The sequence below is a fragment of the Actinobacillus pleuropneumoniae genome (assembly GCF_003290385.1).
GTDB lineage: Bacteria > Pseudomonadota > Gammaproteobacteria > Enterobacterales > Pasteurellaceae > Actinobacillus > Actinobacillus lignieresii.
On the sequence record NZ_CP030753.1, the window covers coordinates 624,117 to 642,448 of the forward strand.

Below are 18,332 nucleotides of genomic sequence, written 5' to 3' on the forward strand. Positions count from 1 at the left end.
AGATAAGGAAAAAATATGACAGATCTTCTTAAAATTGGTGATACCGAATTTCACTCCCGTCTTTTTACCGGTACGGGCAAATTTTCAAACCCTAAAGTGATGCAACAAAGTATTGTCACATCAGGTTCCCAGCTTGCAACAATGGCGATGAAACGGGTGGATTTAGCACAGGAACAAGACGATATTTTAACGCCGTTGATTCAGAGCGGCGTAAAACTGTTACCGAATACCTCGGGGGCGAAAACGGCGGAAGAAGCGGTCTTTGCGGCAAAACTGGCACGAGAAGCATTACAGACGAACTGGATCAAACTTGAAATTCACCCTGATGTTCGTTATTTGCTGCCGGATCCGATTGAAACGCTAAAAGGTGCGGAAATGTTGGTGAAAGAAGGTTTTATCGTATTGCCTTATTGCGGTGCGGATCCGGTGTTATGTAAACGCTTGGAGGAAGTCGGTTGTGCGGCGGTGATGCCGTTAGGGGCGCCGATTGGAACCAACCAAGGGCTAAAAACTCAAGATTTTTTACGCATTATTATTGAACAAAGCCGAGTGCCGGTAGTAGTGGATGCCGGTATCGGCGCACCGAGCCACGCAGCACAAGCAATGGAAATGGGTGCGGATGCGGTATTAGTTAATACGGCAATGGCGGTAGCCCGTGATCCGATTCAAATTGCACAAGCCTTTAAATTAGCGGTGGAAGCGGGGCGTTTAGGTTATTTGGCAGGGCTTGGCAAAGTAAGTCAAACTGCACAGGCAACCAGCCCATTAACCGGCTTTTTAGGCTAGGGAGTTGCAATGAAAACAAATCAGTTTGCGCATTTTAGCGATTATTGGCAAACGCTCGATTGGGGACATCTCGCTTTATCGTTAAGAGCAAAAACTTCAGCGGACGTAGAGAATGCGTTGCAAAGTTCAAACCGAGATTTAAATGACTTTATGGCATTAATCTCGCCGGCGGCGGAAGCCTATTTAGAACCGATGGCACAGCTGGCTCAACAGCTTACTCGTCAGCGTTTCGGTAATACGGTCGGCTTTTATCTACCGCTTTATCTCTCTAATGTATGTACCAATGACTGTACTTATTGCGGTTTTTCAATGAGTAACCGCATTAAGCGTAAGATTCTTGACGAGCAAGAAATTCTCAAAGAAATCAAAGCGATTAAGTCGATGGGCTACGAGCATTTATTGTTGGTGACCGGCGAACACGAAACCAAAGTCGGTATGGCTTACTTTCGGGAAAAATTAAAGCTGATTCGCCCGCATTTTTCCGCATTATTAATGGAAGTACAACCGCTTCAATCTGAGGAATATGCCGAATTAAAAACACTTGGCTTGGATGGCGTACTGGTTTATCAAGAAACTTATAACGCCGCCGAATATGCCAAACACCATTTACGCGGTCAGAAGCAAGATTTTATTTATCGCTTGGACAGTCAAGATCGTTTAGGTCAAGCAGGTATTGATAAAATCGGTTTGGGTGCATTAATCGGACTTTCAAACGACTGGCGTACTGATATTTACTTTGTCGGCGAGCATTTAAATTATCTGCAAAATAAATATTGGCAAAGCCGTTATTCAATCTCATTTCCTCGTTTACGACCTTGTGTCGGAGGATTACAGCCGGCTTCGCAAATGAGCGATAAACAACTATTACAAATTATTTGTGCATTCCGTCTTTGTTTCCCGGAAGTAGAACTTTCGCTTTCGACTCGTGAAAGTGCCAATTTCCGCAATAACGTGATTCCGATTGCGATTAATACCATCAGCGCAGGCTCGAAAACACAGCCGGGCGGCTATGCGGAAGAAGACGATAAACATCTCGAACAATTCTCACCGGATGATGAGCGTCCTCCACAAATTATTGCTGCCGAATTGGTTAAACGGGGCTTACAACCGGTTTGGAAAGATTGGGAACCGTATTTAGGTAGAACGTTATCTTAAATGATATGATTAAAAAAGGAGAAAAAATGACCGCTATTCAGCAATTTATCGAAAATGCAGAACCTTACTGGCGTACATATACCGAACATCTTTTTGTGCAAAAAATGGCGGACGGTAGCTTGCCGAAAAGTAGCTTTCAGCATTATTTGAAACAAGATTATCTGTATCTTTATCAATATTGCCGAGCATTATCGCTCGGTGTTTATAAAGCGGAAAATTTTGACCAAATGCGTTACGCATTGGATGCGACACAAGCCATCTTGAACGAAGTGGAACTGCACTTGCAGTTTTGCCGTGAATGGGGGATTGAGGAACAAGAGGTGCGTAAAACGCCGGAAAGCTCGGCGTGTGTCGCTTATACGCGTTATGTACTCGATTGCGGTATGCGAGGCGGATTAGCCGATCTATTTATGGCGATAGCACCTTGTGCAATCGGTTATGCGGAAATCGGTAAGAAATTAGCGCAGACTGCGGTGGAAAATACGCCGTATCAAGCGTGGATTGATACCTATGCGGCTCCCGAATATCAAGCGGCAGTAGCAAAACTGGCGGATTTCCTTAATCAGCTTTGTGAAAACTTATCGCTAGAACAGCTCACAAAACTCCAAGAAATCTTTACTACTGCTACACGTATGGAAGTTGCTTTTTGGCAAATGAGACTTGATCAGACTATGTAATCTTTCTTAAAAGGAGAAAAGGATGAAATATGTAAAAAAATTGGCTTTTTTGACCGCTTTTAGCTTGGCAGTACAAGCTCACGCCGGCGAGAAAATGACCGTCTTATTAGATTGGTTCGTTAATCCGGATCACGCTGCGATTATTGTGGCGCAACAGAAAGGTTATTTTAAGCAAAACGGCTTGGAAGTTGAACTAGTAGAGCCGGCGGATCCGTCTATGCCGCCCAAACCGGTTGCGGCAGGGCAGGCGGATATTGCGGTGGATTATCAGCCGCAATTACAACTACAAGTTGATCAAGGTTTGCCGTTGGTCCGTTTCGGTACGCTGGTTCCTACACCCTTGAATAGCTTAATTGTTTTGAAAAACGGCTCGGTAAAAAATATCGCCGATTTAAAAGGTAAGAAAATCGGTTATTCGGTAAGCGGTTTTGAAGATGCATTACTGAATACCATGCTGGCGAATTCAGGTGTCTCAGCGAAAGATGTGGAATTGGTTAATGTAAATTGGTCGCTTTCTCCAAGTTTGATTAGCGGTCAAGTTGATGCGATTATCGGCGGCTTTCGTAATTTTGAATTAAACCAGATGCAGTTGGAAAAACAGGAAGGTAAAGCGTTCTTTGCGGAAGATTTCGGCGTACCGGTTTATGAAGAATTAATTCTTGTCGCGCATAAAGATAAAGCGAACGATGCAAAATTTTCCGCATTTTTGACCTCTTTAGAACAAGCTACGCAATATTTAAAACAGTCGCCGGATGAAGCGTGGAATAGTTTTGTTAGTTATAAACCGAAAGAATTGGATACGGCGTTAAATCGTCTTGCATGGCGTGATACGCTGCCGAAATTAGCAGATGAACCACGCAAATTAGATCGTGAAAAATATCAAAAATTCAGTGAGTTTATGCAAAAGAACGATTTGACGAAAACTGTACCGGAGTTAAAAGTATATACGGTTGAATTGAAACCATAGAGAAGACTTACTAGAGAGAAATATATGGAAAAGATAGCACAGGCTTTAACTGTCGCCGGTTCGGATAGCGGTGGCGGAGCGGGGATTCAGGCGGATTTCAAAACCTTCCAAATGCGAGGCGTTTTCGGCACATCGGTACTGACCGCAATTACCGCGTAAAATACGTTGGGCGTTTTTGATATTCATAGCGTGCCGCTCAGTACGATTGAATCGCAACTTAAAGCAATCGCAGTAGACTTTCAGATCTCCGCTTTTAAAATCGGTATGTTAGGCACGGCGGAAGTGATTGAATGTGTGGCAAATGCGTTACGTCAGTATAATTTCGGTAAATTAGTACTTGATCCGGTAATGATCGCCAAAGGCGGTGCGCCGTTATTACAACAAAATGCGATTAACGCCTTAAAGACGCATTTATTACCGCTCGCAGATGTGATTACGCTGAATTTACCCGAAGCGGAAGCCTTAACCGGTGTGAAAATTATCGATGATATGACCGCTTATCAGGCGGCAAAAAAATTGCAAGATTTAGGTGTTAAGACGGTAGTGATTAAGGGCGGGCATTTGGCGGATTCGCAAAGTGCGCATTGCCGTGATTGGGTATTTACCCCAACGGAACATTTTACATTGGAATGTCCACGTTTCCCAACCCGTCATACGCACGGTACCGGCTGTACGTTTTCCGCTTGTATTACTGCGGAATTAGCCAAAGGACAAGCGGTAGAAAATGCGATAAAAGTTGCAAAAGAGTATATCAGTGCGGCGATTTCGCATCCGCTGAATATCGGGCAAGGGCATGGGTCGACAAACCATTGGGCGTATCAGGAACTGTCAAAATAAGGAAATGATAATGTACGATATTCGACAAATGCTCCAACTTTATTTTATTGCCGGCACGCAAGATTGTCCGAATCCGACCGAAGATCGAAGCCAAAATCTCTTGTTGATTTTAGAACAGGCATTGCAAGCGGGGATTACTTGCTTTCAATTTCGTGATAAAAGCAAAAACTCGCTGGAAGATCAGCCGAATGCGCAAAAAGCATTAGCGATTGAGATTGATGCGGACGGTGTACATGTCGGACAAAAAGATATGTCACCGATAATGATTCGTCAGATGACCGATAAACCTTTGATTATCGGCTTATCGAATAATACCTTAGAAGATCTTTGGCGTTCCGAGCAAATGATTGAAGTGGATTATTGCGGATTAGGTCCGGTCTTCCCGACCAATTCCAAAGAAAAACATAATCCGCCGATTGGTTTGGATTTTGTTAAAAAAGCCCGTGAAGCTGGGATTCGTAAGCCGATTGTTTCTATCGGCGGAGTGAAAGCCGAACACGTGGCAACCTTGAAACAAAACGGAGCGGACGGCATCGCGGTTATCACTGCGATTAGTTTAGCTTCTGATGTTTCTCAAGCAGTCAAACGATTATTATAATTTTTTACTTATACAAGCGGTCTTTTTTCAAGATTTTTTTGCAAAATTTCTTGGAAAAACGACCGCTTGCTTTTTTGTGCTTTTCCTTTCCAAAATAGCGGATTTAAAGTAGAATTGGTCGGTTAATTTTCCCTTTAATAAATTTATTACAACACAGGACATTTATTGCCCGATGAAAATGCAAAATATTCGTAACTTTTCAATTATTGCCCACATTGACCACGGTAAATCAACCTTATCCGACCGTTTAATCCAAACTTGCGGCGGCTTATCGGATCGTGAAATGGAAGCGCAAGTTTTAGACTCGATGGATTTAGAACGCGAACGTGGAATCACGATCAAAGCACAGAGCGTAACGCTTAATTATAAAGCGAAAGACGGCGAAACTTATCAATTAAACTTTATCGACACGCCGGGACACGTGGACTTCTCTTATGAAGTTTCTCGTTCGCTTGCCGCTTGTGAAGGGGCGTTATTAGTGGTGGATGCCGGTCAGGGTGTGGAAGCGCAAACATTGGCAAACTGCTATACCGCAATTGAAATGGATCTCGAAGTTGTGCCGATTCTGAATAAAATCGACTTACCGGCGGCAGAACCGGAACGAGTGGCGGAAGAGATTGAAGACATCGTCGGGATTGATGCGATGGATGCGGTGCGCTGTTCGGCAAAAACCGGTTTAGGTATTGAAGACGTGTTGGAAGACATCGTGAAAAAAATTCCGGCACCGGAAGGCGATCCCGATGCACCGTTACAAGCGCTGATTATCGACTCGTGGTTCGATAACTATTTAGGTGTCGTGTCTTTAGTGCGTGTGAAGAACGGTACAATCAAAAAAGGCGATAAAATTAAAGTGATGAGTACCGGCCAATCGTATAACGTTGATCGTTTAGGTATTTTCACACCGAAACAAGTGGATACCGCAGAACTTAAAACCGGCGAAGTAGGCTGGGTGGTCTGTGCGATTAAAGATATTTTAGGCGCACCGGTGGGCGATACCTTAACCCATCATCATAATTCGGCGACGGAAGTGTTACCGGGCTTTAAAAAAGTTAAACCGCAGGTCTATGCCGGTTTATTCCCGATTAGCTCGGACGATTATGAAGCGTTCCGCGACGCATTAGGTAAATTAAGCCTGAATGACGCCTCGCTTTTCTATGAACCGGAAAATTCGACCGCATTGGGTTTCGGTTTCCGTTGCGGCTTCTTAGGCTTATTACACATGGAGATCATTCAAGAGCGTTTAGAACGCGAATATGATCTCGACTTAATTACCACCGCACCGACGGTAGTTTACGAAGTGGTACAAACCAACGGCGAAACCATTTATGTGGACAGCCCGTCAAAATTACCTCCGATCAGTAATATTGCGGAAATTCGCGAACCGATTGCCGAATGTAATATGTTAGTGCCGCAAGAGTATTTAGGTAACGTAATTACCCTTTGTGTGGAAAAACGCGGCGTACAAACCAATATGGTTTACCACGGTAACCAAATCGCACTTACGTACGAGATTCCGATGGGCGAAGTGGTGTTAGATTTCTTCGATCGCTTAAAATCGACTTCTCGCGGTTATGCGTCTTTGGATTACGGTTTCAAACGTTTCCAAACGGCGGATATGGTGCGTGTCGATATTATGATCAACGGTGATCGTGTCGATGCGTTGGCATTAATCGTACATAAAGATAATGCGCCTTACCGTGGACGTGAGTTAGTGGAAAAAATGAAAGAATTGATTCCGCGCCAACAATTCGATATTGCGATTCAAGCGGCAATCGGCAACCATATTATTGCTCGTTCGACCGTAAAACAGTTACGTAAAAACGTATTGGCGAAATGTTACGGCGGTGACGTGAGTCGTAAGAAAAAACTGCTACAAAAACAAAAAGAGGGTAAAAAACGAATGAAATCCCTCGGTAACGTAGATGTACCGCAAGAAGCGTTCTTAGCGATTCTTCATGTAGGTAAAGACTAGTTGTTACGCATACACGGAATATAAGCGGTCAAATTTTGTGAAAATGTTGCAAAACCGACCGCATATTCCGTGTTTTCCGTAATCAATAAACTAAGGAGAAAACAATGGCGCAAATTATGCCGATTATTTTTATCGCAATTTTATATGGTGTTTGGAAAACATTGGATTCAATGCAGTTACCGAACACCATTTCTATATTATTGGTTGCATTAGTCGTTATTTGCGGCGGTTTTTGGGCATTCTATAAATTTAGTGCGGATCCTCGTCGTAATGCGGCAATTGCCAGAGAAGAAAAACGTTTAAACCGTCCTTTAACCGAAGAAGAAAAAGCGGAAATTCAACCTCGTTCCGCTATCGGTGATTTCTTCGCTTCGCTTTTCGGCGTATTGTTTTTTGTCACGGTGCTACGCTCGTTTATTTTTGAACCGTTTCAAATCCCGAGCGGTTCGATGGAACCGACGTTACGAGTCGGCGATTTTCTAGTCGTAAACAAGTTTAGCTACGGTATTAAAGATCCGATTTGGCAAAATACCTTAATTGAAACCGGTCATCCGGAACGTGGCGATGTGATTGTATTTAAAGCACCGAAACAAGCGCATGTCGATTATATTAAACGTGTAGTAGGCGTTGGCGGTGATCGAGTGAAATACGATTCGCATACACAGCAATTAACCGTTACTCACGAAGATGGTAAACAAACGGTATTTGAATACGGCGAAGGTAAGCCGAATGCGGATTTCTTCTATCACGGCGAAATGCAAATTGAACGTACCGAGAAAGGCGACGTTACTCACCAAATCTTAAATAACCCGTTTGCATTTAATTATGAACCGTACTTATTTGCACAAGAAGGTATGCCTTCGGGCGAATGGATTGTACCGGAAGGACATTACTTTGTAATGGGCGATAACCGTGATAACAGTGAAGACAGCCGCTTCTGGGGATTCGTACCGGAACAAAACGTAGTCGGTAAAGCGACATTTATTTGGTTAAGTTTAGATAAAAAACCGAATGAATATCCAAGCGGTTTACGTTTTGACAGAATGTTTACTTCAATCAATTAATATTTGAGCGAAGTACATCATACAAGCGGGTCTTTTTTGTCAAAAATCGGCAAAATACGACCGCTTGTATTTTTGCTTTGTTTTAGAATGAATAATATGCAACTCGAAAGATTACAGAAAAAATTAGGTTATCAGTTTACTAACTTGGATTATCTATTACAGGCTTTAACTCACCGAAGCGCAGGGGCAAAAAATAACGAACGCTTAGAATTTTTAGGCGATTCGATTTTAAATTTTGCGATCGGTAAAGCGTTATTTGAGAAGTTTCCTAAGGCTAATGAAGGCGAATTAAGCCGTATGCGCGCAACATTAGTGCGCGAACAAACGTTAGCGATTTTAGCGCGTCAATTCGGCTTAGGCGAATATATGAAATTAGGTGCGGGCGAATTAAAAAGCGGCGGTTATCGCCGTGAATCGATTCTTTCCGACTGTGTCGAAGCGATTATTGCCGCTATTTACTTAGATGCGGGCATGGATAAGGCGATTGAACAAGTTCATCTGTGGTATCAGGATTTACTAGCCGAGATGAAACCGGGCGATGCGCAAAAAGATCCGAAAACACGCTTACAAGAATTTTTACAAGGCCGTAAATTGCCGTTACCAACTTACGAAGTGTTGGATATTAAAGGTGAAGCGCATAATCAAACCTTTAAAGTGACTTGCAAAATTGAAATGTTGGAAGAAATCTTTATCGGCATCGGTACCAGCCGCCGTAAAGCGGAACAAAATGCAGCCGAACAAGTATTGGCTAAACTAACGACGAAATAGAAGAAACCACAGAAATATACACTGATACCGTATTTTGTTGGTATCTCTGTGGAAAATAAAGGATAAAAAATGGCAGAACAAAATCAACAACCTAAAACCTATTGTGGCTTTATCGCCATTGTCGGTCGCCCGAATGTCGGCAAATCGACCTTATTAAATAAAATTTTAGGTCAAAAAATTTCAATTACTTCTCGTAAAGCGCAGACAACTCGCCACCGTATTGTTGGTATTCATACCGAAGATCAATATCAAGCGATTTACGTGGATACGCCGGGGTTACATATCGAAGAAAAACGAGCAATTAACCGTTTAATGAACCGCGCGGCAAGCTCGGCAATCGGCGATGTGGATTTAATTATTTTCGTGGTGGAAGGCACAAAGTGGACCGACGATGACGAAATGGTGTTAAATAAATTGCGTGCGGCCAAAGCGCCGGTGGTATTAGCGATTAATAAAGTTGATAACATTAAAGAAAAAGACGAACTTTTACCGCATATTACCGAGTTATCGAAAAAATTTGATTTCGCAGAAATTTTACCGATCTCGGCACAACGTGGTAAAAACGTGCATATCCTGCAAAAAATCGTGCGTAAATCCTTACGTGAAGGGGGGCACCATTTCCCTGAAGAATATGTTACCGACCGTAGCCAACGCTTTATGGCATCGGAAATTATTCGTGAAAAATTAATGCGTTTCACCGGTGAAGAATTGCCGTATTCGGTTACGGTAGAAATCGAACAATTTAAACTGAACGAACGCGGTACTTATGAAATCAACGGTTTGATTTTGGTTGAGCGTGAAGGTCAGAAAAAAATGGTGATCGGCGCAAAAGGGCAAAAAATCAAAACGATTGGAATGGAAGCGCGTGCCGATATGGAACGCTTGTTTGATAACAAAGTTTACTTGGAATTATGGGTGAAAGTGAAAGCCGGCTGGGCGGATGACGAACGTGCATTACGCAGCTTAGGCTATATGGACGAGTAAATTTTCAAATAATGATTGAAAACTGGCATCGAGGTTTTGTTCTTCACCGTCGCGAATATAGCGAAACAAGTCTATTAGTCGATTTCTTTACCGAAGAACACGGAAGAATCACACTGCTTGCCAAAGGTGCAAGACGACCTCGTTCGCCGCTGAAAGCCGTATTACAACCATTCACGCCTTTATTGTTACGTTGGAGCGGTAAGGGCGATCTAAAAACTTTGACTAAAGCGGAACCTGCGTCATTAACTTTACCGATGCAAACCTTAGCCTTATATAGCGGGTTCTATGTCAATGAAGTGCTTGCAAGAGTGCTGGAAAATCAGACCGCTTACCCGGAATTGTTTCAGCACTATTTGCAATGTATGACACGCCTTGCTACCCAGCCGAAGCAGATTGAACCGATTTTACGCACATTTGAATTTCAAATGCTTAAAGCATTGGGCTATGGTGTGAATTTCTCTATTTGTGCCGCAACCGGTGATCCGGTTTCCCCCTCAATGACTTATCAATTTCGAGAAAATCAAGGCTTTATTGCCTCGCTTTTGCAGAATAATTATACTTTTCTTGGTAAAGATTTATTGGCTTTCGAGCAATTGGATTTTTCCGATAAAGCCACCTTACAAGCGGCAAAACGCTTTACCCGTATGGCATTAAAACCTTACTTAGGTTCTCAACCGTTAAAAAGCCGAGAACTGTTCCAAAGTATCCTACCTAATAAACTTAAAAGTGGTTAAAACTAAAAAATAAAAGGGCATATAGGACAAAATAAAAGCGATCTAATTTGTAAAACTCTTTGCAAATTAGATCGCTTATTTATATGGATATAATTAGTTAATACTACGTCCTACATCATCCGTTTCACCGATGGCTTGTTTGAATGAGTTTAGGAGAGATTCCCTATTATCGGCATAAAAATAATTTCCATTGCCTACACATGTTTTCCAAGCATCAGCGGATTCTGATCTATAACCAAACTCTACAAAAACAAGTTTGGTATTTTTATCTTTATTTAAAGTATTTAGTTTTTCTTGAATAATACTACACATCCCTTTTCTAGATATATCTTTTGTTTTATTTGTTAAGTAAGTATTGTAGTTAAATGTAGAATGTCTATTATAATAGGCTTTGTTTGATGTTGTCGTAGAGGACAAATCCTCTTTTTTACCTAAAATTAAATTTTTAGTAATTCTACTAAAATTAGTAAATGGAATAGAATTTCTTTCAAGGTCTGCTAAATTCAAGTTTGACATATCATCGTTACCGTCAGAAAGCACGAGTATTACTCGTTTGGTTTCTTGATTAAGCTCTTCTGAGCGACTTTTTTCAGATAACATCTGATTACTTGCTGTAAGTAAACCGGAACTAGCTAAAGTACCGCCATTAGCTTTTAGAGAATCAACTCTATTTCGGAATTTCTCTTTTTCTTCCTTAGTGTACCAAAATTGACTAGCTTTTTTTAGACCTTCTAAACATATAGAGGATTTAGGAAATATAATATCATAATTTGGTTTTCCTATCGAATTCAGAGTTGCTTCGGTGTCTAATAATGCAACAAAGTTATCAACAAATTCAGTTCGTCTCAAAGATTTATGACTAGATGTTAAATATTGTTTGATTTTGCTTTTTGACATCTCATGTAGGTTATTTTGTAATACAAATGGTAGTACACATTTATTTTCTTTGGGATGTTCTGCTCCCATTGCAAATGCTGTAATCCCAATTCGATTATATTCATTAGCTTCTTGAGTAAATAATGATTTATCAGCGAGTTCTTTAAGTACTTCTCGTAAAATATATATTTTACTATTTGTCCCACCTTTTAGTTTTTCTCCTTTTATCCCATCTTTCATTGAGCCCGATAAATCCGCAACCACCATTAAATCAATCGGAATATTAAAAGTATTCTTTTTAAATGCTTTAGATTTACTTGCTACATCAACTTGCTGAGGAATGACTTCGACAGTACCAACTTTTAAAGGAAACCATGATTTATGTTCAATAGTTCCGCTCACCGTACAAGTTACTTCACTAGAGCTAGTATGACCTTTCCCACTTGTATTGTTCACTGTTTTACAAATAGGGATTAAATTCATCTTGTCATCGTTTGTCTGAGGTAAAAAGGCTTTTACAAATGTAGTTACCATTTGACTATCACGTTTACCTACTTCTGAGCTAATATCAAAACTATCATTTTCCTTATTTGATGATCCGGATAATTTATAGTCATTGTCTTTACGACCGTTATTATTTTCCGCAGTGAGAGATAAGACCGCTTGTTCCAAACTATCGGAAAGGCGGGCCTGATCTTGAATAATACCGGCACTTTCAAGAGAAACGAATATAAGTGCGAGAATCGGGAGGGCGAGTAATCCGCCCATAACGGTATATACGCCGGACTCATCCTGAATAAAACGTCTGGCTTGAGATAATGGGGTTATTTTCATAAGAATCCATCCTTATTAATTTATTAACGACCGACGCCTAAAGCTGATGCACGTAATCGGCCGGATTCATAGTCTTGTTTCGCTAATGTAAGTCCTTTAAATAAATTAGTCATTTTGCGACATACCGTTACGTAATAGATTGCCGCATAACGGTTTGAGCCTTTAAAGTTTTCGGTAAGCGGTGCCGCATCGGTAATATTTGTACTATAAGCAGCCTTACATTGATTATTAGTTGAATGCTCTGAGGATTTCAGTTTCTTTTCAGGACGAGTAGAGCTACTACTTTTAGGATCTTGAGGTTTAATCGGCTCAAAACCGTAATATTGCACAGTCACATCAATTAGCTTATCATCTGTTTCGCCCATTAACTTAACCGCAAGTTGTTTTAACTTTTTAACATCAGCTTCAGTGACTTCTTCTTTACCGCCGTCCGAAATATTACGTTCTTTAACGACATTTAAAAGTGAATAAGAAGTACGTTGTAATTTACCCGTGGTTGATTGCAGAATCGCAACGTCCACTAAGAAAATAAGTAATACGGAAAACAGGAAGAAAATAAATATAAATTCTACGGTTACCGACCCTTGATTATTATTTAGAAGTTGCTTTATCTTTTTCATATTCTTGAAGTACCACGATATTACGGTTAAATAGAGGTTCAACTGCGCCTTTAGGAACCCAGAAGAATAACGGCGTGTATCTATACTGAAATGAGTATTGTGCGAAAGCGGAACCTTTTGATTCGTCTTTAAGTCGTTGTTCAACCAAATCATCAAAGGTATTAGCATACTTCACTTTCACTTCTGTAATGGCATCTTGACTCAGAAATGACCAAAGACGTCCGTTATTTTTTAGGCTGTCATTAAATAGCTGTTGATAGTTACTGCCAGCCGGATTTTTTCTGGTAGTGCGAGAAGCTTCCGAAACGGATAAATCCAAATAAGAAGACAACAATGCAACACGGCATCCTTCGGCAATCATAAAAAGCACGAGAATAAAGAGTCCAATCGTTAGACTGAACTCAATAGTTGCAACGCCTTTTACATTATTAATAAAACGGTAAAGCGTTTTTTTCATAATTAACGTCCCACTTTAGGTGATTTCTCTGTTTTTTGTAGTGCATTAACCAAATCTTCCGGAGAAGAATTAAGATGCTCTTTACGAATAATATCTAAAGCATATTCCGTATCACCGGCTTTAACTAAAGCAAAAACCAAGTTATGAATTAAACGAGAATCTTTCGAACCGTTTAAATATTGCGGTAATAGCAAATTTGCCGCATTACGATAGTCGTTATTTAAAATGCTCAGCATAGCCAAATTATTGATGGCAATAGTGTCATGAATAAATAATTCGCGAGATTTATTCAGATCCTTTTCAGCCGCCGCCAATTTACCTAGTTGCGCTAAACTGATAGCCCGTAAGTTATAGGCTTCGCTGCTTCTCGGCGATTGGAAGATGAGATCCGTTGCCGCTAAGTATGCTTCGTTATATGCCCCGGCTTGAATTTGATTACGGATATACAATAATTCGATATCTTCGTTAAAAGGTAATTGTTTAAAGCGAAGCGGTTCTAAATAAAGTAAGGAAGATTTACTATCGCCGGATAAGTAGTAGCTTTTAGCTAATTTATATTGAACAAGAGGATCTTGATTCAATTTAAGTTGGTTACGATATAAAGAAATCAGAGCGCTATAATTTTTGGTATCTTCATACAGTTTTTCTTGTTCGGCCTTTTGGGCGGGTGAGAGATTTGCCGTCAAGTTAGAACAAGCGGATAAAGACAGTAATACGGTAGATACGAAAATTGTTTTAAGTAATTTAGAAGACATTTGGTAAAACCCTCATTGCACCAGGTGCGACAATTAAAATGATAATGGGAAACATAATGAAAAGAATAAGCGGAATACTCATTTTGGCGGAGAGCGTTCCAAGTTTTTCTTCCATTACAAGTAACTGCATTTCACGAATATCGGCGGATAGTTGCGTTAAATGTTCATAAAGCGAAGAACCGAAATTTAGGCTTTGTTGCATTACCGTACAGAACATTCTTATTTCTTTAGTAGGTAATGAAATCGCCATATCCTGTAATGCGGCACTTAAGCTGGTAAGTTCCGCCTTACGAATAATACGCAAAATGACGTAAGTTAAGTCCGCATTTAAATGTTCAAAATCAATCGCGACCTGTTTAAAGGCGGCTTCGATACTGATACCGGTTTGAACATTGACGGCGACAAGATCAATAAATCCGGGAATGTCGTTCATAATGCGTTTGATTTTGCTTTTTAAGATTACACCGATGGTAATACTCGGAAACATAATCGCTAAGACCACAACAACCGCACAGCCTAATAAAAATGTAGTCTGATCATCGCTTACGATATAGTTAATCAACGTAAGTAGAGCGATAACCAATAGTTTTACTTTGATATTTTTATCAACTAAGCCAAGGAATTTAAGTAATGGATTTTTATTTACCAGTAGTAATTCCAGCTCAATTTGCTGCTTGGTTTTCCCTTTTTGACTGTTATCCTCTACATTGTCTTTAGGGCGAGTTCCTTCAAGAATCTCTTTATTTTTGTCTATTTTCTTTTTATGGGAGAAAGCCATCGTTAAGACGAAAATACCGAATACGATAATGCCAAGGAAGAATAGAATAAGATTCATTAAGTCGATTTCCTCATTAACCACCAAATAATAAACATACCGAGCAATTCACTGCCTACCACATAGTAGAGAATGATACGACCGGCGGGATCATTGACGACGAAATCAAAGTTCTCCGGTGTAGTGACTTTCATAAATAGGAAGAAACCGACCGGGAAGCACGCTACTATCGCTGCGGACATCCGTGCCTCCGAAGTCATGGCTTTCTTTTTCTGTTCCATTTTATTTGAGTCGGCTATTGCCCGCCCTAAACGAGAGATTACTTCTCGCATTTGTCCGCCTCGAGAAAGGTTGGTACGAATAATGCTGATAAAGAAATAGAATTCTTTATAAGGGTAGCGTGAATAGCTGTCTTGAAATACAGCCATTACATCCTCTCCTCGAGCAAGTCGCTTATAAATTATCGTGAATTCTTCACCGATAGGACCCGTAATATCTTTACCGCAACGCTCGAGAGCTTGTAATAAACTGACTCCGGAAGACGTAGCGGAGTTAAGAACTTGAATAACTTCCGGAAACTTCTCATTAAATAGTTTTCTATTGCGACGTTGCCCTAATTTCCATATGACAAAAATAAAACCGATGACCTCTGCAATCATAAATGCCTGATTAGGGAAACGGATGTAGTTTGCATTGAGATAATATAGTCCGATGAAAATCAAAAAGTGGATAATGATATTGCGAACAAGATTGTTTTTATCACCGGAAGTAAAGTAATAAATCCAAAGTTGTGCCGTATCATTTACTTTTTTCGTCGTTTTATTCAGTTTCTCGGTGAAACCGGTTTCACGAGCATTTATTTTTTTATGTGTTTTGAACCAAGCCGAGGCGGTAAATAACAGCAGTAAAACACCAAATGCAAAGACGAAATAATAAAGTAGCGTCATTATTTCTCCTTAAAGATATTTTGCAGTTCATCACTCAGGTTAAACATTTGAGCATTTTGGTAAACAACGGAACGAGTAAGTAATCCGTGATTGGTAAATTGACCGATAATTTTGTTATCTTCATCTCGGTATTTACTCGGCTCATATGAGAAAATGTCTTGTAAAACGATTTGTCCGTTTTCCATACCCATTACTTCGGTGATGTTAGTAACTTTACGCGAGCCGTCATTTAAGCGAGAAGCCTGAATAATAATATTGACGGCAGAAGCGATATTTCGGCGAATCGCTTCTAACGGTAACGAAGCGTTTGACATCATGACCATACTTTCCAAACGTGCCAGAGCATCACGAGGACTATTGGCGTGCAATGTGGACATTGAACCGTCATGTCCAGTATTCATCGCTTGTAGCATTTGGAATGCTTCCGCACCGCGACACTCACCGACAATGATTCGTTCGGGGCGCATACGTAACGCATTGATTACTAGATCCTGCATCGAGATTTCACCTGTCCGTTCAACACCGGCTAGACGAGTTTCTAGGCGGACAACATGAGGTTGTTCCAGTCGTAATTCAGCGGTATCTTCAAGCGTTAGCACTCGTTCGGTATGAGAAATATAGTGAGAGAGCGCATTTAATAAGGTTGTTTTACCCGAACCGGTACCGCCCGAAACGATAATATTTACACGAGAACGTGCGGCAATAATCAGAAAATTAGCCATATCGAGCGTCATTGAACCGTAATTGACTAAATCTTGTAAGGATTTTTTAGATTTAGAAAATTTACGAATTGAGATAGACGTTCCGTCTAAAGCAATCGGTTGAATAACTACATTCAGTCGGCTACCGTCGGGTAAACGGGAATCGACTAACGGCATACCTTCATCAATACGACGACCGACACGAGCGACTAATCGTTTCGCTATATCGGTAAGCTGTTCATTATTGATAAACTTTTTGTCCGTCTTTTCAAGAATACCGGCACGTTCGACCCAAATATTATCCGGACCATTAACTAAAATATCGTTTACACCCTCGTCTTCCATTAACTCGCGAATCGGACCGTAGCCGCCTATCTCATCAGCGACAAGACCCGCCATATAAGCGGCGTCCGCCGGTGTAAGATAAATAGAGTGAAGGTTTGAAATGCGATAAAGTGATTGAGTTAATTCGTCAATTAACTTATTACGCTCGTTTTGGATTTCATCGAGTTTTTCTACGTCCAAATTACTGAGTAATTCGGTACGAAAGAATATTTGTTGTTCTTTTGTTAGCATAATAATGTTTATTTAAAGAGTTTTTGGAAGAAAGACATTTCCATTTTTTTATTACGTTTAGCCGCTTGTCTGGAAAGCGTACCAATCACTTTCATTGCGAGTGTTTGCACTTCTTTTTGTCCTTTACGATCCAAATTAGCAATGTTTACGGTATCGCTATTCGTTGAACGCTTGCTATAAGGCATAACACCGTCTATTTCGCATTTCAGCAAACGCTCGATATCCGCAGTTGCCATCAGTTTCGCCGTTTCTTGTTTATGATCGGAAATGCAAATAAAAGTACGAATTAAACGTCCCGTATTAGCACGCATACGTTCACATTCATCTAAAAATTGTTTGGCTACACGCAGCGAGCTAATTTTGCGCTCGATTACTAAAACGAACGTATTACTGTGCTGTAACATATTTGCATAGTCTTCTTTACTTACGTTAAAAATCGGTTGGTCATAAATAATAAAGTTATATTTATGCAGTGTTTCACCGGTAAGTTGAGAAGGCATACCGCGATACAAGTCCAGACTTGCCGAATATTCCGTCACGTCATTTTGGATTTTTTTATCAAAAAGCAGATCCAAATCTTGAGAACCGTTATTACCTTGAGCCAGTAATACCGGTACTTTTTTCTCTGTAGAGATGGTTTGTGCGATATGCGCGCTAATAAAGCTGGCACCGATACCGCCTTTACAACCCAAAACACTAATTTTGATCGTATGGCGTACCAGCGGAATATTTACACCGGCGAGTATTCGCGCAACCATTTGGGTTAATTGGGTTTCGGCATGAAAGTAGAGCACACCTTGTTCTAAAAACTTTTGTGAGAGTGAAATAGAGTCACTTTCACCTACTACGCAGCACCAGACGTTTTGCGGAATAACGCTATGAATACGTTCGATAATTTTTGGTAACTGCGTTTCGTTTTTTATATCGATAATGACGCCTAGAGTTTCTTCGGCCGAAAAAGCAAGACTATCGGCGTCTAAAAAATTCGTATTAATAATTTCAATATTTTCCAGTCCGCGGGAACGAAGTTGTTGAGCTATTTGATTATTGATCCGGTTCGTTTCTGAAATGATTACAATTTTACGGATGCTATCAACACCTTCTTTGCCGTGACCTTCTTGATCGAGCAATAACATAATTAAATCCTTTATAGGGCTTGTTTATTTCTTTTGAATTGGGATGGCTGCTAATTATTGATAACTTCCGGACACGGAATATTTCAATGACGAAGGTTTTATTTGTTTTTAAT

Annotated in this window: 18 protein-coding genes and 1 pseudogene; 11 read left to right on the plus strand and 8 right to left on the minus strand. The window is 40.5% G+C overall.

Features of this window, described 5'->3' with window-relative positions:
• Positions 1 to 15: 15 nt before the first annotated feature.
• The 11 genes and pseudogenes from DRF63_RS02925 (at position 16) to recO (ending at position 10,542) form a co-directional block, all read left to right on the plus strand.
• Positions 16 to 786: a thiazole synthase gene (locus DRF63_RS02925; RefSeq protein WP_005596707.1), complete on the plus strand. Its 771-nt coding sequence runs from the start codon at positions 16 to 18 to the stop codon at positions 784 to 786.
• Positions 787 to 795: 9 nt separating this feature from the next.
• The gene (thiH, locus tag DRF63_RS02930; RefSeq protein WP_005596710.1) at positions 796 to 1,941 is read left to right on the plus strand and encodes a 2-iminoacetate synthase ThiH; all 1,146 of its coding nucleotides are present in this window, start codon (positions 796 to 798) and stop codon (positions 1,939 to 1,941) included.
• A 5-nt stretch (positions 1,942 to 1,946) separates the two neighbouring features.
• Positions 1,947 to 2,618 carry a thiaminase II gene (tenA, locus tag DRF63_RS02935; RefSeq protein WP_005596712.1) on the plus strand — a complete coding sequence of 224 codons (672 nt, stop codon included), beginning with the start codon at positions 1,947 to 1,949 and terminating at the stop codon, positions 2,616 to 2,618.
• Positions 2,619 to 2,640: 22 nt separating this feature from the next.
• Positions 2,641 to 3,585, plus strand: a complete 945-nt coding sequence (locus DRF63_RS02940; protein ID WP_005596714.1) for an ABC transporter substrate-binding protein — start codon at positions 2,641 to 2,643, stop codon at positions 3,583 to 3,585.
• A gap of 24 nt (positions 3,586 to 3,609) precedes the next feature.
• Positions 3,610 to 4,422 (plus strand): annotated as a pseudogene (gene thiD, locus DRF63_RS02945) (bifunctional hydroxymethylpyrimidine kinase/phosphomethylpyrimidine kinase).
• Between the two features lie 10 nt (positions 4,423 to 4,432).
• On the plus strand, positions 4,433 to 5,020 hold the full coding sequence (locus DRF63_RS02950; RefSeq protein WP_005609933.1) for a thiamine phosphate synthase: 588 nt from the start codon (positions 4,433 to 4,435) through the stop codon (positions 5,018 to 5,020).
• Positions 5,021 to 5,198: 178 nt separating this feature from the next.
• On the plus strand, positions 5,199 to 6,992 hold the full coding sequence (gene lepA, locus DRF63_RS02955) for a translation elongation factor 4 (RefSeq protein ID WP_026042289.1): 1,794 nt from the start codon (positions 5,199 to 5,201) through the stop codon (positions 6,990 to 6,992).
• A 104-nt stretch (positions 6,993 to 7,096) separates the two neighbouring features.
• On the plus strand, positions 7,097 to 8,056 hold the full coding sequence (gene lepB, locus DRF63_RS02960; RefSeq protein ID WP_005596727.1) for a signal peptidase I: 960 nt from the start codon (positions 7,097 to 7,099) through the stop codon (positions 8,054 to 8,056).
• 96 nt (positions 8,057 to 8,152) lie between these two features.
• Entirely contained in the window at positions 8,153 to 8,824 is a 672-nt protein-coding gene (rnc, locus tag DRF63_RS02965; protein WP_043991780.1) for a ribonuclease III, read from the plus strand.
• Positions 8,825 to 8,893: 69 nt separating this feature from the next.
• Positions 8,894 to 9,808: a GTPase Era gene (era, locus tag DRF63_RS02970; protein WP_005596729.1), complete on the plus strand. Its 915-nt coding sequence runs from the start codon at positions 8,894 to 8,896 to the stop codon at positions 9,806 to 9,808.
• Between the two features lie 11 nt (positions 9,809 to 9,819).
• Positions 9,820 to 10,542 carry a DNA repair protein RecO gene (gene recO, locus DRF63_RS02975; protein ID WP_005596730.1) on the plus strand — a complete coding sequence of 241 codons (723 nt, stop codon included), beginning with the start codon at positions 9,820 to 9,822 and terminating at the stop codon, positions 10,540 to 10,542.
• Positions 10,543 to 10,635: 93 nt separating this feature from the next.
• Here the strand turns inward: recO and DRF63_RS02980 are convergent, their stop codons facing one another.
• From DRF63_RS02980 to DRF63_RS03015, 8 genes are read right to left on the minus strand one after another with little or no spacing between them, the layout of a single operon-like run.
• A complete protein-coding gene (locus DRF63_RS02980) occupies positions 10,636 to 12,252 on the minus strand; it encodes a vWA domain-containing protein (protein ID WP_005596732.1) in 1,617 nt (538 codons plus the stop codon).
• 23 nt (positions 12,253 to 12,275) lie between these two features.
• On the minus strand, positions 12,276 to 12,872 hold the full coding sequence (tadF, locus tag DRF63_RS02985; RefSeq protein ID WP_005596734.1) for a tight adherence pilus pseudopilin TadF: 597 nt from the start codon (positions 12,870 to 12,872) through the stop codon (positions 12,276 to 12,278).
• Positions 12,844 to 13,329 (minus strand): TadE/TadG family type IV pilus assembly protein, encoded by a 486-nt coding sequence (locus DRF63_RS02990; RefSeq protein WP_005596736.1) that lies wholly within the window; start codon positions 13,327 to 13,329, stop codon positions 12,844 to 12,846. Before DRF63_RS02990 ends, tadF begins: the two co-directional genes overlap by 29 nt.
• 2 nt (positions 13,330 to 13,331) lie before the next feature.
• Positions 13,332 to 14,084, minus strand: a complete 753-nt coding sequence (locus tag DRF63_RS02995) for a tetratricopeptide repeat protein (RefSeq protein ID WP_005596739.1) — start codon at positions 14,082 to 14,084, stop codon at positions 13,332 to 13,334.
• Positions 14,074 to 14,919, minus strand: coding sequence for a type II secretion system F family protein (locus DRF63_RS03000; protein ID WP_005596741.1), 846 nt, complete (start codon positions 14,917 to 14,919; stop codon positions 14,074 to 14,076). The genes DRF63_RS02995 and DRF63_RS03000 overlap by 11 nt, the downstream gene beginning before the upstream one ends.
• Positions 14,919 to 15,806, minus strand: a complete 888-nt coding sequence (locus DRF63_RS03005) for a type II secretion system F family protein (protein ID WP_005596743.1) — start codon at positions 15,804 to 15,806, stop codon at positions 14,919 to 14,921. Before DRF63_RS03005 ends, DRF63_RS03000 begins: the two co-directional genes overlap by 1 nt.
• The gene (locus DRF63_RS03010) at positions 15,806 to 17,083 is read right to left on the minus strand and encodes a TadA family conjugal transfer-associated ATPase (protein ID WP_005596745.1); all 1,278 of its coding nucleotides are present in this window, start codon (positions 17,081 to 17,083) and stop codon (positions 15,806 to 15,808) included. The genes DRF63_RS03005 and DRF63_RS03010 overlap by 1 nt, the downstream gene beginning before the upstream one ends.
• Before the next feature lie 8 nt (positions 17,084 to 17,091).
• The gene (locus DRF63_RS03015) at positions 17,092 to 18,219 is read right to left on the minus strand and encodes a CpaE/TadZ family protein (RefSeq protein ID WP_005596747.1); all 1,128 of its coding nucleotides are present in this window, start codon (positions 18,217 to 18,219) and stop codon (positions 17,092 to 17,094) included.
• Between the last annotated feature and the right edge of the window lie 113 nt (positions 18,220 to 18,332).